The organism is Gaetbulibacter sp. PBL-D1 (genome assembly GCF_050509525.1).
Taxonomy (GTDB): domain Bacteria; phylum Bacteroidota; class Bacteroidia; order Flavobacteriales; family Flavobacteriaceae; genus Gaetbulibacter_B; species Gaetbulibacter_B jejuensis.
The window spans coordinates 142,402-163,733 of sequence record NZ_JBNWKB010000003.1; the positions used below are offsets into that span (position 1 = coordinate 142,402).

22 protein-coding genes are annotated in these 21,332 nt (G+C 32.1%); 13 read left to right on the top strand and 9 right to left on the bottom strand.

Going from position 1 to position 21,332, the window contains the following annotated elements; translation table 11 throughout:
• Positions 1 to 48 precede the first annotated feature (48 nt).
• Entirely contained in the window at positions 49 to 2,310 is a 2,262-nt protein-coding gene (locus ACQ0RB_RS03785; RefSeq protein ID WP_430496585.1) for a TonB-dependent receptor, read from the top strand.
• Between the two features lie 34 nt (positions 2,311 to 2,344).
• On the opposite strand, the gene ACQ0RB_RS03790 is transcribed toward ACQ0RB_RS03785, so the two are convergent.
• Together ACQ0RB_RS03790 and folE are read right to left on the bottom strand one after the other, a co-directional pair.
• Positions 2,345 to 2,620, bottom strand: a complete 276-nt coding sequence (locus tag ACQ0RB_RS03790) for a hypothetical protein (RefSeq protein ID WP_129760150.1) — start codon at positions 2,618 to 2,620, stop codon at positions 2,345 to 2,347.
• 56 nt (positions 2,621 to 2,676) lie between these two features.
• Positions 2,677 to 3,273 carry a GTP cyclohydrolase I FolE gene (gene folE, locus ACQ0RB_RS03795; RefSeq protein WP_430496587.1) on the bottom strand — a complete coding sequence of 199 codons (597 nt, stop codon included), beginning with the start codon at positions 3,271 to 3,273 and terminating at the stop codon, positions 2,677 to 2,679.
• 218 nt (positions 3,274 to 3,491) lie between these two features.
• Here folE and ACQ0RB_RS03800 point away from each other — a divergent pair, with 218 nt between their 5' ends.
• The 5 genes from ACQ0RB_RS03800 (at position 3,492) to ACQ0RB_RS03820 (ending at position 8,430) form a co-directional block, all read left to right on the top strand.
• Positions 3,492 to 5,906, top strand: a complete 2,415-nt coding sequence (locus tag ACQ0RB_RS03800) for a DUF5916 domain-containing protein (RefSeq protein WP_430496589.1) — start codon at positions 3,492 to 3,494, stop codon at positions 5,904 to 5,906.
• Positions 5,907 to 5,957: 51 nt separating this feature from the next.
• Positions 5,958 to 6,620, top strand: a complete 663-nt coding sequence (locus tag ACQ0RB_RS03805; RefSeq protein WP_430496591.1) for an ABC transporter ATP-binding protein — start codon at positions 5,958 to 5,960, stop codon at positions 6,618 to 6,620.
• Positions 6,621 to 6,677: 57 nt separating this feature from the next.
• Positions 6,678 to 7,244, top strand: a complete 567-nt coding sequence (locus ACQ0RB_RS03810) for a hypothetical protein (protein WP_430496593.1) — start codon at positions 6,678 to 6,680, stop codon at positions 7,242 to 7,244.
• Between the two features lie 73 nt (positions 7,245 to 7,317).
• Entirely contained in the window at positions 7,318 to 8,082 is a 765-nt protein-coding gene (locus tag ACQ0RB_RS03815) for a TIGR02757 family protein (protein WP_430496691.1), read from the top strand.
• Between the two features lie 45 nt (positions 8,083 to 8,127).
• A complete protein-coding gene (locus ACQ0RB_RS03820) occupies positions 8,128 to 8,430 on the top strand; it encodes a hypothetical protein (protein WP_129760155.1) in 303 nt (100 codons plus the stop codon).
• Positions 8,431 to 8,470: 40 nt separating this feature from the next.
• Here the strand turns inward: ACQ0RB_RS03820 and ACQ0RB_RS03825 are convergent, their stop codons facing one another.
• Positions 8,471 to 10,366: a PDZ domain-containing protein gene (locus tag ACQ0RB_RS03825; protein WP_430496595.1), complete on the bottom strand. Its 1,896-nt coding sequence runs from the start codon at positions 10,364 to 10,366 to the stop codon at positions 8,471 to 8,473.
• A 72-nt stretch (positions 10,367 to 10,438) separates the two neighbouring features.
• Here ACQ0RB_RS03825 and ACQ0RB_RS03830 point away from each other — a divergent pair, with 72 nt between their 5' ends.
• From ACQ0RB_RS03830 to ACQ0RB_RS03850, 5 genes are all read left to right on the top strand, one after another.
• On the top strand, positions 10,439 to 11,470 hold the full coding sequence (locus ACQ0RB_RS03830) for a glycosyltransferase (protein ID WP_430496597.1): 1,032 nt from the start codon (positions 10,439 to 10,441) through the stop codon (positions 11,468 to 11,470).
• 100 nt (positions 11,471 to 11,570) lie between these two features.
• Positions 11,571 to 13,496 carry a vWA domain-containing protein gene (locus ACQ0RB_RS03835; protein WP_430496598.1) on the top strand — a complete coding sequence of 642 codons (1,926 nt, stop codon included), beginning with the start codon at positions 11,571 to 11,573 and terminating at the stop codon, positions 13,494 to 13,496.
• Positions 13,493 to 14,746, top strand: coding sequence for a dihydroorotase (locus ACQ0RB_RS03840; RefSeq protein ID WP_430496599.1), 1,254 nt, complete (start codon positions 13,493 to 13,495; stop codon positions 14,744 to 14,746). The genes ACQ0RB_RS03835 and ACQ0RB_RS03840 overlap by 4 nt, the downstream gene beginning before the upstream one ends.
• A complete protein-coding gene (locus ACQ0RB_RS03845; protein ID WP_430496601.1) occupies positions 14,746 to 15,078 on the top strand; it encodes a hypothetical protein in 333 nt (110 codons plus the stop codon). Before ACQ0RB_RS03840 ends, ACQ0RB_RS03845 begins: the two co-directional genes overlap by 1 nt.
• A 1-nt stretch (position 15,079) precedes the next feature.
• Complete coding sequence (locus ACQ0RB_RS03850) at positions 15,080 to 15,721, top strand: alpha/beta hydrolase (RefSeq protein ID WP_430496603.1); 642 nt, start codon at positions 15,080 to 15,082, stop codon at positions 15,719 to 15,721.
• Here ACQ0RB_RS03850 and ACQ0RB_RS03855 read toward each other — a convergent pair.
• Together ACQ0RB_RS03855 and ACQ0RB_RS03860 are read right to left on the bottom strand one after the other, a co-directional pair.
• A complete protein-coding gene (locus tag ACQ0RB_RS03855; protein ID WP_238155788.1) occupies positions 15,718 to 16,224 on the bottom strand; it encodes a hydrolase in 507 nt (168 codons plus the stop codon). The two genes, ACQ0RB_RS03850 and ACQ0RB_RS03855, sit on opposite strands and share 4 nt — an antisense overlap.
• 4 nt (positions 16,225 to 16,228) lie before the next feature.
• Positions 16,229 to 16,990 carry an MBL fold metallo-hydrolase gene (locus ACQ0RB_RS03860; protein ID WP_134199049.1) on the bottom strand — a complete coding sequence of 254 codons (762 nt, stop codon included), beginning with the start codon at positions 16,988 to 16,990 and terminating at the stop codon, positions 16,229 to 16,231.
• Positions 16,991 to 17,081: 91 nt separating this feature from the next.
• On the opposite strand from ACQ0RB_RS03860, the gene ACQ0RB_RS03865 reads away from it, so the two are divergent.
• On the top strand, positions 17,082 to 18,533 hold the full coding sequence (locus ACQ0RB_RS03865; RefSeq protein ID WP_129760162.1) for a TonB-dependent receptor: 1,452 nt from the start codon (positions 17,082 to 17,084) through the stop codon (positions 18,531 to 18,533).
• A gap of 56 nt (positions 18,534 to 18,589) precedes the next feature.
• On the opposite strand, the gene ACQ0RB_RS03870 is transcribed toward ACQ0RB_RS03865, so the two are convergent.
• Together ACQ0RB_RS03870 and bcp are read right to left on the bottom strand one after the other, a co-directional pair.
• Positions 18,590 to 19,111 carry a hypothetical protein gene (locus tag ACQ0RB_RS03870; RefSeq protein WP_430496606.1) on the bottom strand — a complete coding sequence of 174 codons (522 nt, stop codon included), beginning with the start codon at positions 19,109 to 19,111 and terminating at the stop codon, positions 18,590 to 18,592.
• 99 nt (positions 19,112 to 19,210) lie between these two features.
• Positions 19,211 to 19,663: a thioredoxin-dependent thiol peroxidase gene (gene bcp, locus ACQ0RB_RS03875; protein ID WP_131506834.1), complete on the bottom strand. Its 453-nt coding sequence runs from the start codon at positions 19,661 to 19,663 to the stop codon at positions 19,211 to 19,213.
• A 37-nt stretch (positions 19,664 to 19,700) separates the two neighbouring features.
• Here bcp and ACQ0RB_RS03880 point away from each other — a divergent pair, with 37 nt between their 5' ends.
• Entirely contained in the window at positions 19,701 to 20,360 is a 660-nt protein-coding gene (locus ACQ0RB_RS03880) for an endonuclease III domain-containing protein (protein WP_129760165.1), read from the top strand.
• Positions 20,361 to 20,388: 28 nt separating this feature from the next.
• Here ACQ0RB_RS03880 and ACQ0RB_RS03885 read toward each other — a convergent pair whose 3' ends face one another.
• Positions 20,389 to 20,532 (bottom strand): hypothetical protein, encoded by a 144-nt coding sequence (locus ACQ0RB_RS03885; protein ID WP_165353683.1) that lies wholly within the window; start codon positions 20,530 to 20,532, stop codon positions 20,389 to 20,391.
• A 57-nt stretch (positions 20,533 to 20,589) separates the two neighbouring features.
• Positions 20,590 to 21,174 (bottom strand): RNA polymerase sigma factor, encoded by a 585-nt coding sequence (locus ACQ0RB_RS03890; protein ID WP_129760166.1) that lies wholly within the window; start codon positions 21,172 to 21,174, stop codon positions 20,590 to 20,592.
• Positions 21,175 to 21,332 lie beyond the last annotated feature (158 nt).

Sequence of the window (21,332 nt, forward strand, 5' to 3'; positions counted from 1 at the left end):
TGTCAAAAAACTATTTTGACAATTACATTAACTATAAAAAAAATTTAAATGAAAACAATTTTAAATGTACTGCTTGTATTAGCAGTATCATCAATATATGCACAAAACACAACACAAGGAACTGTAACTGACGCTAACTCTCAAGAAGCTATTGTTTATGCCAACATATACTTTCCTCAATTAGAAAAAGGAGTAACAACCGATGAAAATGGAAAGTTTACCTTACAGAATATGCCAGAAGGCACTTTTAAAATAGTGGTTTCCTATATAGGATATGAAACTTGGTCACAATCTATTACATTTCCAATTAACACTATTACTGTAGCATTAATTCCTTCTGTCATCGAAATGGAAGAAGTTATAGTATCAACACCATTTCATAAACTTCAAAGTGAAAATGTAATGAAAGTTGAACACCAAAATGTGTCCGCTTTAAAGAGTAAAGGAGCAGTAACCCTTGCCGAAGGAATTACAGATATTCCTGGTGTTGAAAGTGTAACTACAGGTTTAGGAATTGGAAAACCTGTTATTAGAGGTCTTAGCTCTAATAGAGTTTTGGTTTACACTCAAGGTGTTAGATTAGAAAATCAGCAATTTGGTAGCGAACACGGTTTAGGTCTCAACGATGCTGGAATTGAAAGTGTCGAGGTTATTAAAGGTCCTGCATCACTACTCTACGGTAGTGATGCTCTTGGTGGAGTTTTATATTTAAACCCTGAAAAGTTTGCAAATCAAAACTCATCAAAAGCTGATATTAGAGCCAATTACTATAGCAATACAAAAGGCTACAACACAAACGCTGGATACAAAGCATCTGGAGATAAGTTTAAATTTTTGTTCAGAGGAAGTCTTACCGAGCATTCCGATTATGAAACAAATGAATATAGAGTTACCAATACACGTTTTAGAGAACAAGATTTTAAAGCAGGCTTAGGTTATCAATCTACTAAATTCAAAACAGATTTTAGATACAATGTCAATCATGCTAAAATAGGCATTCCTGAAGAAGTTGGTCATCAATCAACCAACAAAACACCATTACTTCCTTATCAGGATATTACCAATCATGTTCTTAGTTCAAAATCTACAGTGTTTTTTAATAATTCTAATCTTGAATTTAATTTAGGGTATATCTATAATGACAGACAGGAATTTGAAGACGAACATCATCATGACGAAGATGAACACGAAGAAGACCATGACCATGAGGATGAGGATCACGACCATGAAGATGAACACGAAGATCATGATGAACATGAACTTAACCATCCTGCTTTACGAATGAAACTAAAAACCTTTAATTATGATGTAAAGTACCACTTACCTAAATATGGTAAATTTGAAACCATAGTTGGTATACAAGGTATGCATCAAACCAATACTAATTATGGTGAAGAAGTGCTTATACCTAATGCAACTACCAATGATATTGGCATTTTAGCAACTTCACACATTCATTTTGAAAAAGCCGACATACAACTAGGTGCTAGATTTGACAATAGAGATCTAAATATAAGTGGCATTCAATCAAAAAGCTTTAATAGTTTCAATGGAGCTGTAGGTGTTAAAACCAACATAGCAAACAATATAACTGCTAGAATTAACCTTGCAACAGGATTCAGAGCTCCTAACTTAGCTGAATTAACTTCAGATGGTGTACATCATGGTTCAAATAGATATGAAGTTGGAAATATTAATTTAGATAACGAGCAAAACTTTCAAACAGATATTAATCTAGAGTATAAAAGTGAACATTTTGAGATATTTGCTAACGGTTTTTATAATAGCATTAGCAATTATATATTTTTAACTCCTAACGGAACTATAGTTGATGAAACCCCTGTATTTAACTATGTACAAGATGATGCTAAATTATATGGAGGTGAATTTGGCTTCCATTTGCATCCACATCCATTAGACTGGTTACACTTTGAGAGTAGTTTTGAAACTGTAACAGGAAAACAAGACAATGGTGATTATCTTCCTTTAATTCCTGCAAACAACCTTAATAACACCATACGTATTGAGTATGATACAAACTGGTTAAAACAAGGATTTGCATTTGTAAAGTTACGCTCAACATTTGCTCAAAATAATGTAAGCACTTTTGAGACTTCTACTGATTCTTATAGTTTGTTAAGCGCTGGACTTGGTGGCACTATTAAATTAATGAACAATGACTTGATGGTTTCAGTTTCTGCAACAAACATTACTGACAAAAAGTATATTAATCATCTATCTAGATTAAAACCAGATGGAATTTATAACATGGGAAGAAATATAAGCTTAGGGCTTACCTATTACTTGTGATAACAAAAAAAGCGTTCAAATGAACGCTTTTTTTTTATTTAATTTCTATAACTGTTTCTTTCTCTTTACTGAATACATAGGTATAAAACCACATAATTGTAAAAGTTGGTATAATATCTAGTCCTGGTATAATCTCTTCTATAAAAGATATAACACCAGCGACCTTACCTTTGTTTCCACTATACATTTTAGCCATCAAAACCCCTGAAAGTGGTGCCCAAATAATATCTATAATGGTAATAAAACCAATAGCATCAAAAAGAATACTTAATGCTAGTTTTTTGTATTTGCTTAATCCTTCTAAATTCATAATTTATAATGTGTTGTTATACTTTATATTATAACAAGAAACATACCAAAATAGTATTATGACAATTTTTCGCTTATAAGCTTTAAAAACTCATTTCGCGTTTCATTTTTTTCAAATTGACCTCTAAACCCTGATGTTGTTGTTACAGAGTTTTGCTTTTGCACACCACGCATCATCATACACATATGAGAGGCTTCAATTACAACAGCTACTCCTTGTGGTTTTAAAGTATCGTTAATACAGTCTAATATTTGCTCTGTTAAGCGCTCTTGTACTTGCAATCGTCGTGCAAAAACATCTACAATTCTTGGTATTTTGCTAAGCCCTACAATTTGTCCGTTTGGTATATAGGCAATATGCGCTTTTCCAAAAAATGGTAACATGTGGTGTTCGCATAACGAGTAAAGCTCAATGTCTTTTACGACTACCATTTCGTTGTAAGACTCTTTAAACATTGCACTTTTAAGAATCTCCGCTGCATCTTGATGATAGCCTTGTGTTAAAAATTTCATCGCTTTTGAAGCGCGCTCAGGCGTTTTGAGCAAACCTTCTCTTTCCACATCTTCACCTATATCTTTAATTATGTCTTTAAAGCGATTTTTAGTGTCGTCTGTGATATTAATATTATACTCTTCAAATTTGTTATAAGGCATATTCAATTTTTTTTTGATACATAAAAATACGTAAAATTCAATTGAAACCCTAGTAGCACAAAAAGCTCATTTAACTTTTATTTAAGAGAAAAAACGGTTTCAACTAATAGATTTGTATCACTAACTGTAACAAATTAAATTAATTAATGTCTTTCTTTTAGAAATTAATTAAATCATCAATCATTAAAATGTTTTTCCGCTTAACTATCTTTCTCTCTGTGCTTTTTTGTTTTTCTACAATTAAAGCTCAGGATAAAAAAACCTTAACTATTACCAGAACGACTACACCTCCTAAAATTGATGGAGTATTAAACGATGCTGTTTGGCAAAATGCTGATGAAGCAAAAGACTTTACTCAATTTAGACCTGAAATGGGTGTTCCTGAAACCGATTATCAAAAAACGGTTGTGAAAATTACTTATGACGACGATGCTATATATGTTGGTGCATATCTCTATGATAAGCCAGAGGAAATCATGAAGCAGTTTAACAGCAGAGATAATTTTGGTCAACAAGATTTTTTTGGCGTTATCTTCAACCCTAACAACGACGCTCAAAACGATACTGAGTTTTTTATTTTTCCGTCAGGAAATCAAGCAGATGCTATTGCTTCTCCTAGTATCGGTGAAGATTTTGGTTGGAATGCTGTTTGGGAAAGCGCTGTGAAAATTGTAGATGATGGTTGGGTTGTTGAAATGAAAATTCCATACTTTAATTTACGATTTTCAAACCAAGATGTTCAAACTTGGGGATTACAATTCCATAGACATTTTAGAACTACTAGAGCGCAATATTCGTGGAATCCAATAGACAGAACCAAAGGTAACATAGGATTATATCATGGTGAATTAAAAGGCATTGAAAATATTGAGCCTCCTGTAAGGCTTAGCTTCTACCCTTTTACTTCAGGGCTTTTAAACACTTATGATGGTGAAACCGATACTGATTTTAACTTAGGCTTAGACATCAAATACGGAATTACCGAAAACTTTACGTTAGACATGACTTTAATACCTGATTTTAGTCAAGCAGGATTTGATAATTTGGTACTAAACCTTGGACCTTTTGAGCAAACCTTTTCTGAACAACGCCAGTTTTTCACCGAAGGTGTTGATTTGTTTAATAAAGGTAATTTATTTTTCTCAAGACGTGTAGGTAGTAGGCCAACAGGTAATGTTGAACTTAATGAAAATGAGGAAATTATTGATCGCCCTAACACAGTTAAAGTACTTAATGCTGCTAAAGTTTCTGGTCGAACTAAAAAAGGATTAGGAATTGGTGTTTTTAATGCTATTACCGAAAAAACCAAAGCTAAAATTAGAGATAATGAAACTGGTGAAGTAAGAGAAGAAGTTGTTGAACCTCTTGCTAACTATAACATTTTGGTACTTGACCAACAATTTAATCAAAACTCATCAGTAAGCTTAATTAACACCAATGTAACTAGAGATGGTGATTTTAGAGATGCCAATGTTACTGGTTTACTGTTTGATATTTCAAACAAGCGAAATACTTATAACCTTTATGGTGAAGCTAAAATGAGTAATCTAAACTTAGCTGACGGAAACCAAACAGGTTACAGCACTTTCTTTTTTGCAGGAAAATCACATGGAAAATTAAGATATAGTTTTGACCATAGTTATGCTGACACCAAGTATGACATTAATGATTTAGGATTTATCTCAAGAAACAATTACAACAACTTTGGTGTGGACCTTACCTATCGAATTTTTGAACCTACCAAAAAACTTAACAACTACTATATTGGCACTTATGTTAATTATACAAGATTAGCTAATCCTGGAGAGTACACAGGAAGCAGCTTTGGCGTAAACTTTGACGCAGTAACTAAAACCCTTCACAACTTTGGTGGAAACATAAATTTCCAAGTTGGTAAACAGTTTGATTACTTTGAACCGCGTGTTGAAGGACGTTATTTTATCTATGAAAACCGAATAAACTCAAACGTTTGGATTTCTTCAAATTACAACAACACCTTTGCTATAGATGCTAATCTTGGTGGAGCAACTTATTTTGAAGATAATAGAGACACTAACGAGTATTGGTTTGGGTTAAACCCAAGAGTACGATTTAATGATAAATTTTTAGTAGTGTATTCTTTTGACTACAATAAAATTTTCAAGGATAGAGGATTTACAACGCTTTCAGATGATAATATCATTTTTGGAGAAAGAGACAGAAAAATATTGGTAAACAGTATTTCTGGAACTTATAACTTTAACTCCTTCCACTCTTTGGGTTTAACGTTTAGAAACTATTGGTCAACCGTTATTTATCAAGATGAATTGTTTACATTAAGAGATAATGGTAGACTTACAAAAGACTCAGGATTTACGGTTGGTGATTTAGAAAACAACCCAAATATCAATTTCAGCACATGGAATTTGGATTTAAATTACTCATGGCAATTTGCTCCTGGAAGTTTTCTAACTGCGTTATACAGAAATCAATTATTTAACTCTGATACTGCAGCTACTGAGACTTACAGACAAAGCCTAGACAGACTCTTTGACCAACCTATTCAGTATACATTTTCATTACGCTTACAATACTTTTTAAATTACAGCGACTTAAAAAATGTCTTTAAGAAGAAAAACAAAACCAACTCTTAAATTGTGCATCACAGCTTAAAATAGTATGTTTACGTTATTATTTTCTAAAGCATGATTAAAGCTAAAAATATTCATAAATACTATAACGATTTACACGTTTTAAAAGGTGTTGATATTACTATTTCTAAAGGTGAAGTAGTCTCTATAGTTGGTGCTTCTGGTGCTGGAAAAACCACTTTACTGCAAATTCTTGGTACTTTAGACAAAGCCAGTAGCAACAATGAAAGTCAGTTATTGATTAACGACGTTGATGTATTGCAATTAAAAGATAAGACTTTAGCTAAATTTAGAAATGAGCATATTGGGTTTATCTTTCAATTTCATCAATTGCTACCTGAATTTACAGCTTTGGAAAATGTGTGCCTACCAGCTTTTATAAAAAATACTCCTAAAGCTGAAGCCGAAAAACGTGCTAAAGAGTTGTTAGATTTTTTAGGCCTTAAAGAACGCTACAATCATAAACCCAACGAACTTTCAGGTGGTGAGCAACAACGGGTTGCAGTAGCTAGAGCTTTGATAAATAATCCTGGATTAATCTTTGCCGATGAACCTTCAGGAAACCTTGATAGCGAAAGTGCTGAAAACCTTCACAACCTATTTTTCAAACTAAGAGATGAGTTTGGTCAAACCTTTGTAATTGTTACGCACAACGAGGAACTCGCTAATATGGCTGACCGCAAACTTACTATGGTTGATGGGAAGATTGTAAAATAACTACCTCCTACAACGCAACCAAATTAGCAATTCAGCATCTTAAGAGAAATGATTGCTATGATTAAAAAAATTACTTTTTCTTTTCTGTTTTTTTGTTTACTTGAAGTTTTAGTCGTTTCATGTTGTGAAGAAGAATACAATCTTTATTTAACAAGCATAAACTTTACCGTTGAAGATAATGCTGACTTTGACATTACTACAATAAAACATGAAGATTTACAGCTAAACTTGTTTCTTACTTATGAAACAGAGCTTACTTACTTAAAAAAAGAATTATCAAGACTATCCAACAAAGCTTATGCTACAAGTTGTGATGAAACCTACATTGTTAGAAATAAAGCAACTCAAGTTAAAATTACTTGTGACGCTACTTTTCAAAATATAGAAGCAGGAAATTCATTGAATGAATTATTCTATCTAAACCACAATGAAACACTTAAAGCGGTAGATAGTGTTTTGGATTACATAAATCAAGACACTTACTACTATGGCGATTTTTATCAATTCGTTTTAGCTAATCCCATTAATGAAGATGTTAGTGCGTCATTCAAAATTAGTATTTCCTTAGAAAATGGAGAACTTATTGAACGCTCAACAGTAACTACAACTATTACTGCCGAATAACCTTAAATAGATTTCAAAATTGTTTTAATGATTACTTTTGCACTTTATTACCAAAACAGCAAAAGTGAAATTCATTAATAAAACAGAGCTTAAAGAGTTTTTAGATAGTAAAGTTGAGCAATACAACAACCCAAAGTTTATTGAAAGCGACCCAATACAAATACCACATCGGTTTTCAAAAAAAGAAGATATTGAAATTGCTGCATTTCTAACTGCTACCATTGCTTGGGGAAACCGAAAAAGCATTATCAACAATGCATCTAAAATGATGGATTTGTTAGATAACTCACCTTATGATTTTGTACTAAACCATAGGGAAAAAGACCTAGAATCTTTATTGCATTTTGTACATCGAACATTTAATGGAACCGATTTAATCACTTTTGTAAAAGCTCTAAAACACATTTATAACAATCATGGTGGATTAGAAACTATATTTAGCAAAACTGCTAAAAATGAGTCGCTACAAACAGCAATAAGCCAATTTAAAACTCACTTTTTTGAAATAGAACATTTACCAAGAACTCAAAAGCATGTGAGTGATCCTTTAAATAATTCAGCTGCAAAACGAATCAACATGTATTTACGTTGGATGGTTAGAAATGATAATACTGGAGTAGATTTTGGGATTTGGAATAACATTTCACCTAGTCAACTCTCCTGCCCTTTAGACGTACACTCAGGAAATGTAGCTAGAAAACTAGAGCTTTTAACACGTAAACAAAATGATGCAAAAGCATTGTTTGAACTTGATACTAACTTAAGGAAATTAGACCCTAAAGACCCTGTAAAATACGATTTTGCACTTTTTGGGCTTGGTGTATTTGAAAGTTTTTAATTTTATATATTTGCTCCATATTACCCTAATTTAACTAACCAAAAAATGAAGCACTCTTTTAGATTGAAAAAATCTCAAATAAAGACTGTTTTTTTTGAGAAATTAGATATTAAATCCGTTTCTATTGAAAATAAGTCTGATGTTGAGAATGCAATCACAAACATTTTAGTTTTTAACGACCTTGACAGTTATCTTAATCCGATAGACTGTAATTACAATTTTATCAATACTATGGTAAGTTTTCAATTAGAACTTAATCCTGAAAGAGATAAAAAAGACTTTTTTAAAACTATTAAAAAGTTTACTGAGTTCATTGAAGACACAACAGAAAACAAAAAAGCGAATTAAAAAATTTTAATTCGCTTTTCTATTTTTTATATGTAATTAATTACAAAGTATCACTTTGGTTTAACCAAGCATTTCTTAGTTTTACCTGAGACTTAGTAGCCTCTAAGTTTTCTACTATTGTTTTAATTTTTGTAAATGCTGGAGTTAGCTTAGTTTTAATAACTTTTTCTTCTCCATTTCTTAACAATTTTACTTCAATTTCGTCTCCTTCTTTCCATCTAAACATTTGTCCCATAACCATTCTAAGATTGTTAAGTTTAACATCTGTTCCATTAACCGAAGTAATAATGTCGTTTTCTCTTACACCTTGCGATTCCCAAAAAGTATTTTCTGATACGTTACTAGAAAAGAACACGTAATCGTCTTCTTCATTGGCATCAAAAACAAAGCCCATTCCTGATTGTACATAATTGGTTTCTGTTTGTGTTAACTCATATATTAAACCTACTTTTTCAAAAAACGCACCATAGTCAATTGGCACACCATCAACCACATGTGTTTGTAAAAATTCTCCAATTGATGGATAGGTCATTTTAGTAATTTCTTCAATAATAGTATCGTCATCAAACGGTTTATGCACTCCATATTTAGCCGAAAGTTCTTTCATTAAAGACAACATACTTCTGTTTCCATTACTTTCTTCTCGCATTAAAATATCAATACACATCCCTATTAAAGCGCCTTTTTGATAAACGTTAGTATAGTTTTTAGCATAAGGTTCTTCAATAACATTCTCACTCATTTCAGTGAAACTCATGCTGTCGTCATAATATTTTGATCTTGTTATTTGATTTTGAATTGTCCTGTAGTATTCCTCAGGAGTTACTAATCCTTCATACACTTGAAAGTGTTGTGCAAAAAACTCTGTTACACCTTCGTACATCCATAAATGTTTTGAAAATGTTGGATCATTATAATCAAAATAATGCACGTCTTCAGAATGCACTGAAAGTGGTGTTACGATATGAAAAAACTCATGCGACACCACGTCAACCATAGATTTTGCCAAATATTCTGCTGAAGCCCATTCGCGTAAAACCACAACTGTTGAAGTATGATGCTCTAGAGCTCCAAACCCTTTAGGTGCTTTATCTGAACCATCAGATAGGTATAAATAAATATCATATCGTGCTGTACTGTTAATGTCTCCCAAGTAGTTCTTTTGGGCTTCCATCATAGTAAACATCGTTTCTTTTAAACTTGCAGCAGTGTGTTTTTTGTTTGGAGAATAAACGCTAAGCACAATTTTAATATCACCTACCATAAACTCCTCTACATCAAGTTTCCCATACATCATTGGGTTATCAGTAATATCAAAATATCGTGGAGCAAAATAGCTTGTCGTTATTTTAGTGCCATCGCTACTAGATTTTATACCTACATTTTGTAATGCCGAAGTACGCTCAAAAGTTGCAGGTGCAGTAACATCTAAATTGTATTGTGCATTTTTTAAACTATCAAAATACCCAATAAAACCATGTAAATTCAGGACATAATTATCTGGCTCAATATTTGTTCCTTGTGGCGAAAACAAGCTAGGATAATTAGGATCACTTTCAACATCATAACTGTCATTCACCCAATAAGTGATAACATCCAATTGTTGTGCGTTGGTAATAACCCAAGAGTTTTCATCTATCTTTTTAGAAGGCAACACATTACCATTGTAATCTTTTGCTACAAAATCATCAATAAAAGCCCCAAAATTACTTATATCATAAGTACCTTGGACTATTTTTGGCAATCTATAAATTACTGAATCTTGAGTAAAACGTCCAGGATTTATTGTAACAGGTAATTTATCGTTATTAACAGCTGTAATGTCTATAGACGTATTAATTGGGTTGCTTACTGCTAAATCATCAACTGACTTAGATGCAGAACCACAAGAAGTTAACAAAACGCTAATCCCAATTAGGGCAAGTATATTCTTCATGCTATTATTTTCTTTTAAGGGTCAACAAATTTAGGATTATGTTACATTTTTGTGAGCCAATATTTTGTTAAAATGATGAATCACTATCTTAGCAGCATGCCTAAACCTTTGATAAGTATTTTTACGCCTTTTAAAAACACAGCAGCCTTTTTACCTGACTGCATAAACTCTATTATTAATCAGAGTTATACACACTGGGAACTCTTGATAATTGATGATCACTCAACCGATAATAGCTTTGAAATTGTTAACGCTTTTGCGCAACAAGACCCTAGAATAAAACTGTTTACAAACTCTGGAAGCGGTATTATTGATGCGCTACAACTAGCTTTTAAAGCAAGTAAAGGGAGTTATGTAACTAGGATGGATAGTGACGATATTATGCATGTAAACCGATTACAACTCATGCTCAATAGCTTATTGGATTATGGTAAAAAACATGTAGCTGTTGGCAAGGTAAAGTATTTTAGTGATGTAGGAATTAGCGATGGTTATGCACGTTATGAAACTTGGCTAAATAACCTTACGGAAACTGGCAGTAACTATTCTGAAATCTATAAAGAATGTGTCATTCCTTCACCTTGTTGGTTAATTCACAGAGAAGATTTTATTGCTTGTGATGCTTTTAACCCAAATAGATATCCTGAAGACTACGATTTAACCTTTAGGTTTTACAAGCACAATTACAAGTGTATTCCTTGTGATACAGTATTGCATCATTGGAGAGACTACAGTTATCGCAGCTCACGAACTCACGAGCATTATGCCGAAAACACATTTTTAGAATTAAAACTTCATTATTTTTTAGAGCTAGATTACAATTCTAATAGAACACTTACTGTTTGGGGAGCAGGTGCAAAAGGAAAAAGCATTGCCAAACAACTTAAAGCGAAACAAACACCTTTTGTTTGGATTTGCGACAACCCAAAAAAAATAGGCAAAAGCATTTATGGTGTTAAACTGCATAACTTTGAACATTTAAAACAGTTGCAACAACCACAAAGTATTGTTACAGTTGCCAATGAGCAAGCACAACAAGAGATTACATCTTATTTTAAACAACAACAAATGAAACCAATGATTGATTATTTTTTCTTTTGCTAGATTTCAATTACCAGACAAAACGTTAAATTTCTCAAAACCCAACCGCAATAATCGCTCATCATTTTCTATATTTGAAAGCTAGTACAATTAATCAATAGGAATGCAGTTTAAACACCCAGAACTTCTTTACGCCTTACTCCTGCTTATCATTCCTATAATTGTTCATTTATTTCAACTACGTAGATTTAAAAAGGTTGAATTTACAAATGTTCAGTTTTTAAAAAACATCACTTTACAAACTCGTAAAAGTTCCCAACTAAAAAAGTGGTTAACACTACTTACTCGTTTACTACTTTTAGCTTGTACTATAATTGCATTTGCACAACCTTACATTTCTAAATCTAGCAGTTATAAAACCAAAAGCGAAACGGTAATTTACTTAGACAATTCGTTTAGCATGCAAGCCAAAGGAAGTAACGGAACGCTTTTAAACAGTGCTATACAAGATATTATTGAACATATTGATGAAAACGAAAAGATTACATTTTTCACTAATAACAGTTACAAACCCAACACAACGGTTAAAGCTATAAAGAACGAATTGATTCAACTATCAAATTCGCCAAATCAAATTACTTATGATGCTGCACTATTAAAAGGAAAAAATGCCTTTTCTAAAGATAAAAGTACGCTTAAAAATTTGGTGCTGATTTCCGATTTTCAACAGCACAATAACGCATTCAACACAGTTACCGATTCTTCTATACAGTTAAAATTAGTACAGCTAAAACCTGTTAACAACTACAATGTAGCTATTGATAGTGCTTATGTTTCAAAAACAAATGCTGAAAACATTGAGTTGAGCGTTACCATAAAAAACTCTGGTAATCCTATTGATAACTTACCTGTATCGTTATACAATGACGATAATTTAGTAGCTAAAAGTTCAGTAAGTAGTACTGAAAATGGCTCTGTGGTTTTCACACTTCCTTTTAATCAAATGTTTAATGGTAAACTAAGTATTGAAGATGCTGGTTTAACTTATGACAACACCTTATTTTTTAACTTAGATAAAAGTGAAACCATAAAGGTATTATCCATAAATGAAGCTGATGACACCTTCTTAAAAAAGATATATACTGATGATGAATTTAGTTACATATCATACAAGCTAAACGAGCTAGATTACAATACCATTTCATCTCAAAATTTAATTGTTTTAAACGAGATAAAAAACATTCCAAATTCGCTAACAACTGCTTTAAAAGCATTTACTGATGATGGTGGAACACTATTAATTATTCCTTCAGGTGATTCTGAATTAAGCTCTTATAATCAATTATTTAGAAATTACAATATTTCAACATTCAATGCTACAACTCCTGAGGAGAAAAAAATAACTTCTATTCAGTTTTCACATCCTTTATTGACTAATGTTTTTGATAAAAAAATCAGCAATTTTCAATACCCAAAAACCAATAAAAGATATGTGTTTTCAGGACCTAGTGGTGCTTCGGTTTTAAACTTTGAAGACAGCACTCCTTTTTTAACCCAAAACGAAAATCTATACACTTTTACAGCGGCTTTAAATGAAGACAATTCAAACTTCAAAAATTCGCCTTTAATTGTTCCTGTGTTATATAATATTGGGAAGCAAAGTCTTAAACTGTCTCAATTGTACTATACTATTGGAAAGGAAAACAAAATAGACATAAACACCAAGCTACAACAAGACGATATATTAAAACTAGGAAACGAAAACAACGCTAGTATTCCTTTACAACAAACCTTTACAAATAAAGTGGAGTTAATTACTAATGAATATCCTGAAAAAGCTGGTATTATTCCTGTAATGAACAAGAATGAAGTATTAAAGCAATTAAGTTTTAATTACAATAGAACTGAAAGTAATTTAAACTATAATGATTTAGAAAGCATTGAAGGTTTAAACGTAACTAAAAGTGTCGCTTCGGCAATTAACGACATAAAAAGTGCTACAAATGTTAATGAGCTATGGAAATGGTTTGTTATTTTTGCATTAGCTTTTTTAATCATTGAAATGCTCATCTTAAAATATTTTAAATGAACGTACTCCTAAAATCTGCGACAATAGTTGACCCAAAAAGCGATTTTCACAATCAAACTGTTGATATTTTAATTGAAAAAGGAGTCATTTCGCAGATTTCAAAACGTATTAGCAATCCAAAAAACTACAAAGAAATTAAGCTAGACAATCTTCATGTTTCAAAAGGTTGGTTTGATAGTAGTGTGAGTTTTGGAGAACCAGGTTATGAAGAACGCGAAACCATTGAAAACGGCTTAAAAACTGCTGCATTATCAGGATTTACATCTGTTGTCCTAAATTCTAACACACATCCAGTAATTGATACTAATGCTGATGTCTCGTTTTTAAAAACAAAGGCCAATGGAAATGCTGTAGACTTACATCCTTTAGGTGCTTTAACCAAAGAAAGTAAAGGTGTTGATTTAGCTGAACTGTTTGACATGAAAGGCGCTGGAGCTGTTGCTTTTTATGACTACCAAAAACCCATAAGCAACCCCAATCTTATAAAGATTGCACTTCAATATGCTAGCAATTTTGATGGTTTAGTGATGTCCTTTCCTCAAGAATCCAAAATTTCTGGTCTTGGTGTCATGCACGAACATGTCACAAGTACGTCTTTAGGACTTAAAGGAAACCCTTCCTTAGCTGAAGAACTACAAATAGCAAGAGATTTGTTTATCTTAGAATACACTGAAGGAAAACTTCATATTCCAACAATTTCAACAGCAAAATCTGTTGAGCTTATACGAGCTGCAAAACAGAAAAAGCTTAATGTTACCTGTAGTGTAGCTATACACAACCTGATACTAACCGATAAAGATCTGGTAAATTTCAACACCAATTATAAAGTGTTACCTCCATTACGTTCGCAATCTGATATAGATGCTTTAATAGAAGGCGTAAAAGATGGTACAATTGATATGGTTACTAGTGACCACAACCCTATTGATATTGAACACAAAAAAGTTGAGTTTGACCACGCAATGTATGGTACAATAGGTTTAGAAAGTGCTTTTGGTGCGTTACAAACTATTTTCACACTTAAGAAAACTATAGACTTACTTACAAAAGGAAAAGAATGTTTTGATCTGCAATCCAGCCCAATACAACAAGGCGAAAAAGCAAACATCACACTTTTTAACCCAAACCAAAGTTATACATTTACAAAAGATAATATAGTTTCAAGCTCCAAAAACAGTTGCTTTGAAAACCATGACTTAAAAGGAATTGTTTACGGTATTTACGCTAACAACCAACTTGTTTTAAAATAATGACAGAAAATATTATAAAAGAAGGTAAAACCTTAGCTATAGTAAGCTACTTAACGCTATTTGGAACAATAATCGCTTTTTTTATGAATCAAGATAAAAAAAATGAGTTTACTGCTTTTCACACAAGACAAGCTCTTGGTCTTTGGATTCTACAAATGATTTTAGGATATGTAATTGGTGGTTTTGATAACTGGAATATTACTTTAGCTTTTTGGATTGGAATATCAGTGTTACTCTTTTATGGTGTATTAACTGCTATTTCAGGAAAAGTACAACCAATACCATTATTAGGTGATTTTTTTCAGAAAGTTTTTGCATCATTAGGAAAATAACATGAAACTATCTTACATAAAAAGACCTTCTACTATAAAAGAAAATGCTCCACTATTAATCATGCTTCATGGGTATGGTAGTGACGAAAACGATTTGTTTTCATTTGCATCTGAACTTCCTGAAGAATTGTTTATCATTTCCTTGAGAGCTCCATACCCAATGCAACCTTTTGGCAATGCTTGGTATGCTATTAATTTTGATGCTGAACACAACAAATGGAACGACAATGAACAAGCCACAGCATCAAGAGATTTAATTGCTCAATTTATTGACGAGGCTTGCGATACTTACCCTGTAAACAAGGACAATATTACATTATTAGGTTTTAGTCAAGGAAGTATTTTAAGTTATGCTGTTGCGCTAACCTACCCTAACAAGGTAAATAATATTATAGCACTTAGCGGTTATGTAAGTGAAGACATTTTGCCTGAAAACTTAAACCCTAACGATTACACCAAACTAGATTTTTACTGCTCTCATGGTAGTGTAGATCAAGTTATTCCTGTTGAATGGGCAAGAAAAACACCTAAGTTTTTAGAGGCTTTAAACATTAAGCACAAGTATTCTGAATTTCCTGTAGGCCATGGTGTTGCACCACAAAATTTTTATGAGTTTAGAACTTGGTTAAACGACAAGCTCTAGTAACTAGGTCTGTATAAAAAATATTCTACCAGCTTAAACTTAAGTTCTTCCTGACCGACAATTTCATAGGTTAAGAACATTTGTCCCCAATGTTTTCCATCAGTAAAATCGGCTAAAATCCATTTGTGATTAAGCACTTTTACTGTGTTTATTGACATTTTAGAGTCTGTCATTGATGCATAAGGTACAATTGGATGGTCATCACCTTCATAAACGTTTAACTTATACAATTCATCTTTTATAAACGGAATTAAGGTTTCAGTATCATAACCTCTATCTTCAAAATAGGTAAGTGCATCATCATCATTGTCGATATTAAAATGCATGAGTTCAGAATTTTTTTCTGTTAAGCTTGATATTTCAGCTTCGTATTTATCAACCTTTTCCTTCAAGATATTTATATCCTTTTCATAAACATCAAGTATATTCTTCGAGTTTACATACTGAAAAATGATTAGTAGTACTGAAAAAATAAACAAGTACATAAATATTCTGCTCTTCATAATTTTAAAGTGTTATTTGTAGATTATCATAAGCCAAAAATACATGTTTTGGCAATTTTTGTTCAACTTCATCATGAAAACCTAATAAATGACTAATATGAGTAAGGTATGCTTTTTCAGGTTTTACTTTGTCAATAAATGCTAAGGCTTCCTCTAAATTTAAATGTGAGTGGTGAGATTCTTCTCTTAAGGCATTTATAACCAAAACTTTTAAATGCTTTAATTTTTCCATTTCCGCTTCTGCAATGGTTTTCATGTCTGTTAAATAAGCAAAATCATTAACTCTAAACCCAAACACCTGCAAGTTACCATGCATTAGGTTTATTGGTACTACAGTAGTATCTCCTAATTTAAAAGGTGTATTCTCAATCTCGCGTATATCAACTCCAGGAGCTCCTGGATATTTATTTTTAGTTTCAAAAACATACGCAAATCGCTGTTGCAAAGCTTTTACAACTCTTTTATGAGCATAAATAGGCATGTCACCTTGCCTAAAATTAAAAGGTCTAATATCGTCCAATCCTGCTGTATGATCTGCATGTTCATGAGTAAATAAAATACCATCAATTTTATTACAATTAGCAGTAAGCATTTGCTGTCTAAAATCAGGACCACAATCAATAACATAAGCATAATTGTCCCATTCAATTAACACAGAAACTCTAAGTCGCTTATCTTTTGGATTATCACTTAAACATACTGGGTGTGTGCTTCCTATAACTGGAATTCCTTGCGATGTGCCTGTACCCAAAAATGTTATTTTCAATTCTAGAAGTTTGAAACAAAAATAATGTTATTTTTTTGTTTACCATGCTATTTTAATACCTTTGTGCAATACTAAAACCCGGATTTAAAAGATGGAAATAACCTTAAAGGGAGACAGAGAATTTGATGACGTACCTTCGTTAAAAACTAAGGCACTTCGAATTAACCTTAATGAAAATATCTACGGTACTTTTGCCGAAATTGGAGCTGGACAAGAAACTGTACGTCAGTTTTTTAGAGCTGGCGGTGCTTCGGGTACAATTGCAAAAGCAATGTCTGCTTATGACAAGGATTTTAGCGACGCTATTTATGGTATAGAAGATGACAAACGTTATGTTACTGAAGCGCGTTTAAGAAAAATGCTAAATCATGAGGTTAACTTAATTGAAAAAAGACTACCTAGAGACAAACATCCTAATAAATTGTTTTTCTCTTATGCTAATACTGTTGCTACAATAGATTTTGCTAAAAACTATAAAGGACATGGTTGGGTAGGTATTAAATACCAAATAGAACCAGACCAAGAGTATAACGACATCATTATTCATATTAGGTTTAAAGAAACTGATGCACGTTTACAACAAGAAACACTTGGGGTTTTAGGTACAAATTTAATTTATGGTGCGTTTTATAAGTACAATGAACCTAAAAAATTATTGCGTTACTTATACGACCATTTAGATAAAGACCAGTTAGAAATCGATACGATTAACTTCTCTGGACCTGTGTTTAAAGACATTGATAACCGTTTAATGAGCTTACAACTAGTTAAAAACGGTATGACTGATGCCGTAATGTTTGCTCCTGACGGAAACAACGTATTACCAGCAAGGGTTTTATATAAAAAGAATATACTAGCGCTACGTGGTAGTTTTAGACCTGTAACCAAAGTAAATATGGACATGTTTCAAAAGTCTTATGACATGTTCATTAAAGAAAATAAAGTTGATGTCGATAAAACTCAAGTCATCTTTGAAATTACATTATCTAACCTTCGTGCTGAAGGTGAAATTGATGAGCAAGATTTCATGGATAGAGCAAAATTATTATGTTCTTTAGGGCAAACAGTTCTTATCTCTAACTTTCAGGAGTATTATAAACTTGTTGAATATTTTTCTCAATACTCTAAAAACAGAATGGGATTATCAATGGGTGTCAACAACTTAGTAGATATTTTTGATGAAAAATACTACAGACACTTAAGTGGAGGTATTCTAGAAGCTTTTGGTAAGTTGTTCTTTAAAGATTTAAGAGTTTACTTATATCCAATGCAAAATGAAGATGGTACGCTAACTAATAGTGAAAATCTTAAAGTACATCCTAGAATGAAAGAACTTTACAAGTTCTTCAAATACAACGGAAAAGTAGTAGACATTACAGATTTTGACCCTTCTACTTTAGCTATTTTCTCAAGAAAAGTACTTAAAATGATTGCCAAAGGGGAAGATGGATGGGAAACTATGCTACCTGAAGGTGTTTCTAAATTAATTAAAGAAAAAAGCCTCTTCGGATGTGAATCGGAAGAAATATTTCATAAAGAATAAAAAAGAAAAGCGACCAAATGGTCGCTTTTTTTTATGATTAAGAGGGTAAACTTTACTTAAAATGTAAACTCATATCCTATATTAACTGCAGAATAACTGTAGGTATCCATAACTTCTGTGTATGAAGCTACAATACCTGAACATTTTGAAACTTGCATACCAAGCCTAAGTCTATACAAGAAACCGCCTTCATCTAATCCATAAGCATAACCTGCATCTCCACCTACGTGAAACTTATCATTATCAGTATGAAATCTAAACGTTCCTGCAAACGATACAAACTTCCCGTCACCTTCTTTTATAAGAGTGTTGCTAGAGTTGTTTTGAAATGCATACATTGCTCCAAGCGTTCCTCCTACTTTTAAATCCTTAGTTAAATTGTACAAATACGTAACGTCAAACGCTGCATTGGTTGAGAAAACTTCATTAGCATAGTCTCCTCCTACAGTACCTCCTACACTAAATGCAGCTCTAAATTCATAAGGATCTAAAGTTTCTTCTTCTGGTTGTTCTTCTTGAGCATATGCTCCTAAACAACATGTTACTAAAAAAATAATTGTTAAAAAGTTCTTTATCATAATCTAAAGTATTAGTTAGTTATACAGCTAAAATAAACTTTTTGATCTAATTTTTAACATTTTCTTAAATAACCTATGTGTTTTTTATGAAAAATATTGCTATTCCAATATTTGCTCTGAATGTATTTTAGCCTTAACCTTATCTATAACTTTTTCGATTATACCGTCTTCATTAATAACAAAAGTTGCTCTATGAATACCATCAAATGTTCGTCCCATGAACTTTTTTGGTCCCCAAACACCAAACGCATTAATTACTTCTTTATCAACGTCTGCTAATAATGGATAAGGAAAACTAAACTTATTTTTAAAGTTAGTTTGTCGTTTTTCTGTATCAGCACTCACACCTAAAATTTCGTAGCCTTTATCGGTAAGCTCACTGTAATTATCTCTTAAATTACAAGCTTCTACAGTACAAGTAGGTGTATTGGCTTTAGGATAAAAGAAAATCACAAGCTTTTTTCCTTTATAGTCTGAAAGCGATACTGTGTTTCCTTGTTCGTCTTTTGCTGTAAAATCTGGAGCTTTATCTCCTGCTTTTAATTTAGTCATATTTATTAACTTTGAATTTTATGTAAAAATACAATTAATGACTAAGCAAGAAAAGGTAGATTTTGTTATAAATACCTTAAAATCTATTTATCCAACCATTCCTATTCCTTTAGACCATAAAGACCCTTATACATTGTTAATAGCTGTACTTATGTCTGCACAAAGTACAGATGTTAGGGTAAATCAAATTACACCTTTACTTTTTGAAAAGGCTGATAACCCTTATGATATGATAAAACTTACGGTTGAAGAAATTCGTGAAATTATTAAGCCTGTTGGACTATCACCTATGAAAAGTAAAGGTATACATGGGCTTTCAAAAATACTTATTGAGGAACACAACGGAGAAGTTCCTCAAACCTACGAAGACCTAGAAAAACTCCCTGCTGTTGGACATAAAACTGCTGCAGTTGTATTATCGCAAGCGTTTGGTATTCCTGCTTTTCCTGTAGACACACACATACATCGATTAATGTATCGTTGGGGTTTTAGTAATGGTAAAAATGTTGTACAAACCGAAAAAGATGCAAAACGATTATTTCCTGAAGAATTATGGAATGATCTTCATTTGCAAATCATTTGGTATGGTAGAGAATACTCTCCTGCTAGAGGTTGGAATTTAGAAAAAGACATCATCACCAAAACTATTGGTAGAGCATCTGTAATAAAAGACTATTATAAATCAAAAAAGTCCTGACGACTAACCGATCAGGACTTTTCAAAATTTAATTTAGAAGTGCTTCAAACTTCAATTTATTACAATGTATAACACTTAAAGCCTTAGAGTAATTTAAAAGAAAATCTACAGTTTCTTTTTTAGGGTTCAGGTTGTTTTTTGTTTGAGGATAATTAGAGTAAAGTTTTGCCATTATCGGAATTTTAAGTTAGTACAATTTCAATAACGCAGTAAAACTCTATTTATTATATCAATTTGTTAAAACTATATTATTTTTTTCGATTACCTTCCTCAAATTAATCAATGCATAACGCATTCTACCCAAAGCTGTATTGATGCTAACACCAGTACTATCACTTATTTCTTTAAAACTCATATCCTTATACATACGCATTACTAAAACGTCTTTTTGGTCGTCTGGTAACTCTTCAATAAGTCGTCTTAAATCACATTCTACCTGTTCTTTGATAAGCTGTTTTTCAGCATTTAAGGCAGAATCTCCTAATACCGAAAAAATACTGAACTCACCAGAGTTGTCAAACTTTGGCATTCTGTTGCTTTTTCTAAAATGATCAATAACTAAATTATGCGCAATACGCATAACCCAAGGTAAAAATTTACCTTCTTCGTTGTATTTTCCTAGCTTAAGCGTTTTAATAACCTTAATAAAAGTGTCTTGGAAAATATCTTCAGTAATGTCTTTATCAAATACTTTTGAATAGATAAAACTGTAAATCTTTTGTTTGTGTCTGTGGATTAAAACCGAAAGAGCGCTTTCGTCTCCTTGAATGTAGTTTTTTACTAAAACAGCGTCAGTGATAAGTTCGTGTTTCATAATCATTACTTTAAGGGCAAAGAATTTACTTCTTAGCTTGGGGTTAATTTCAAAAGTAATGTTACGCTATAGGCGAATGGTTTTTAACTGTTTATGTCTCAAATATAACAACAATCATTCCGAAATTCCAAAAAAACAGACTAAAATTTAACATTTTA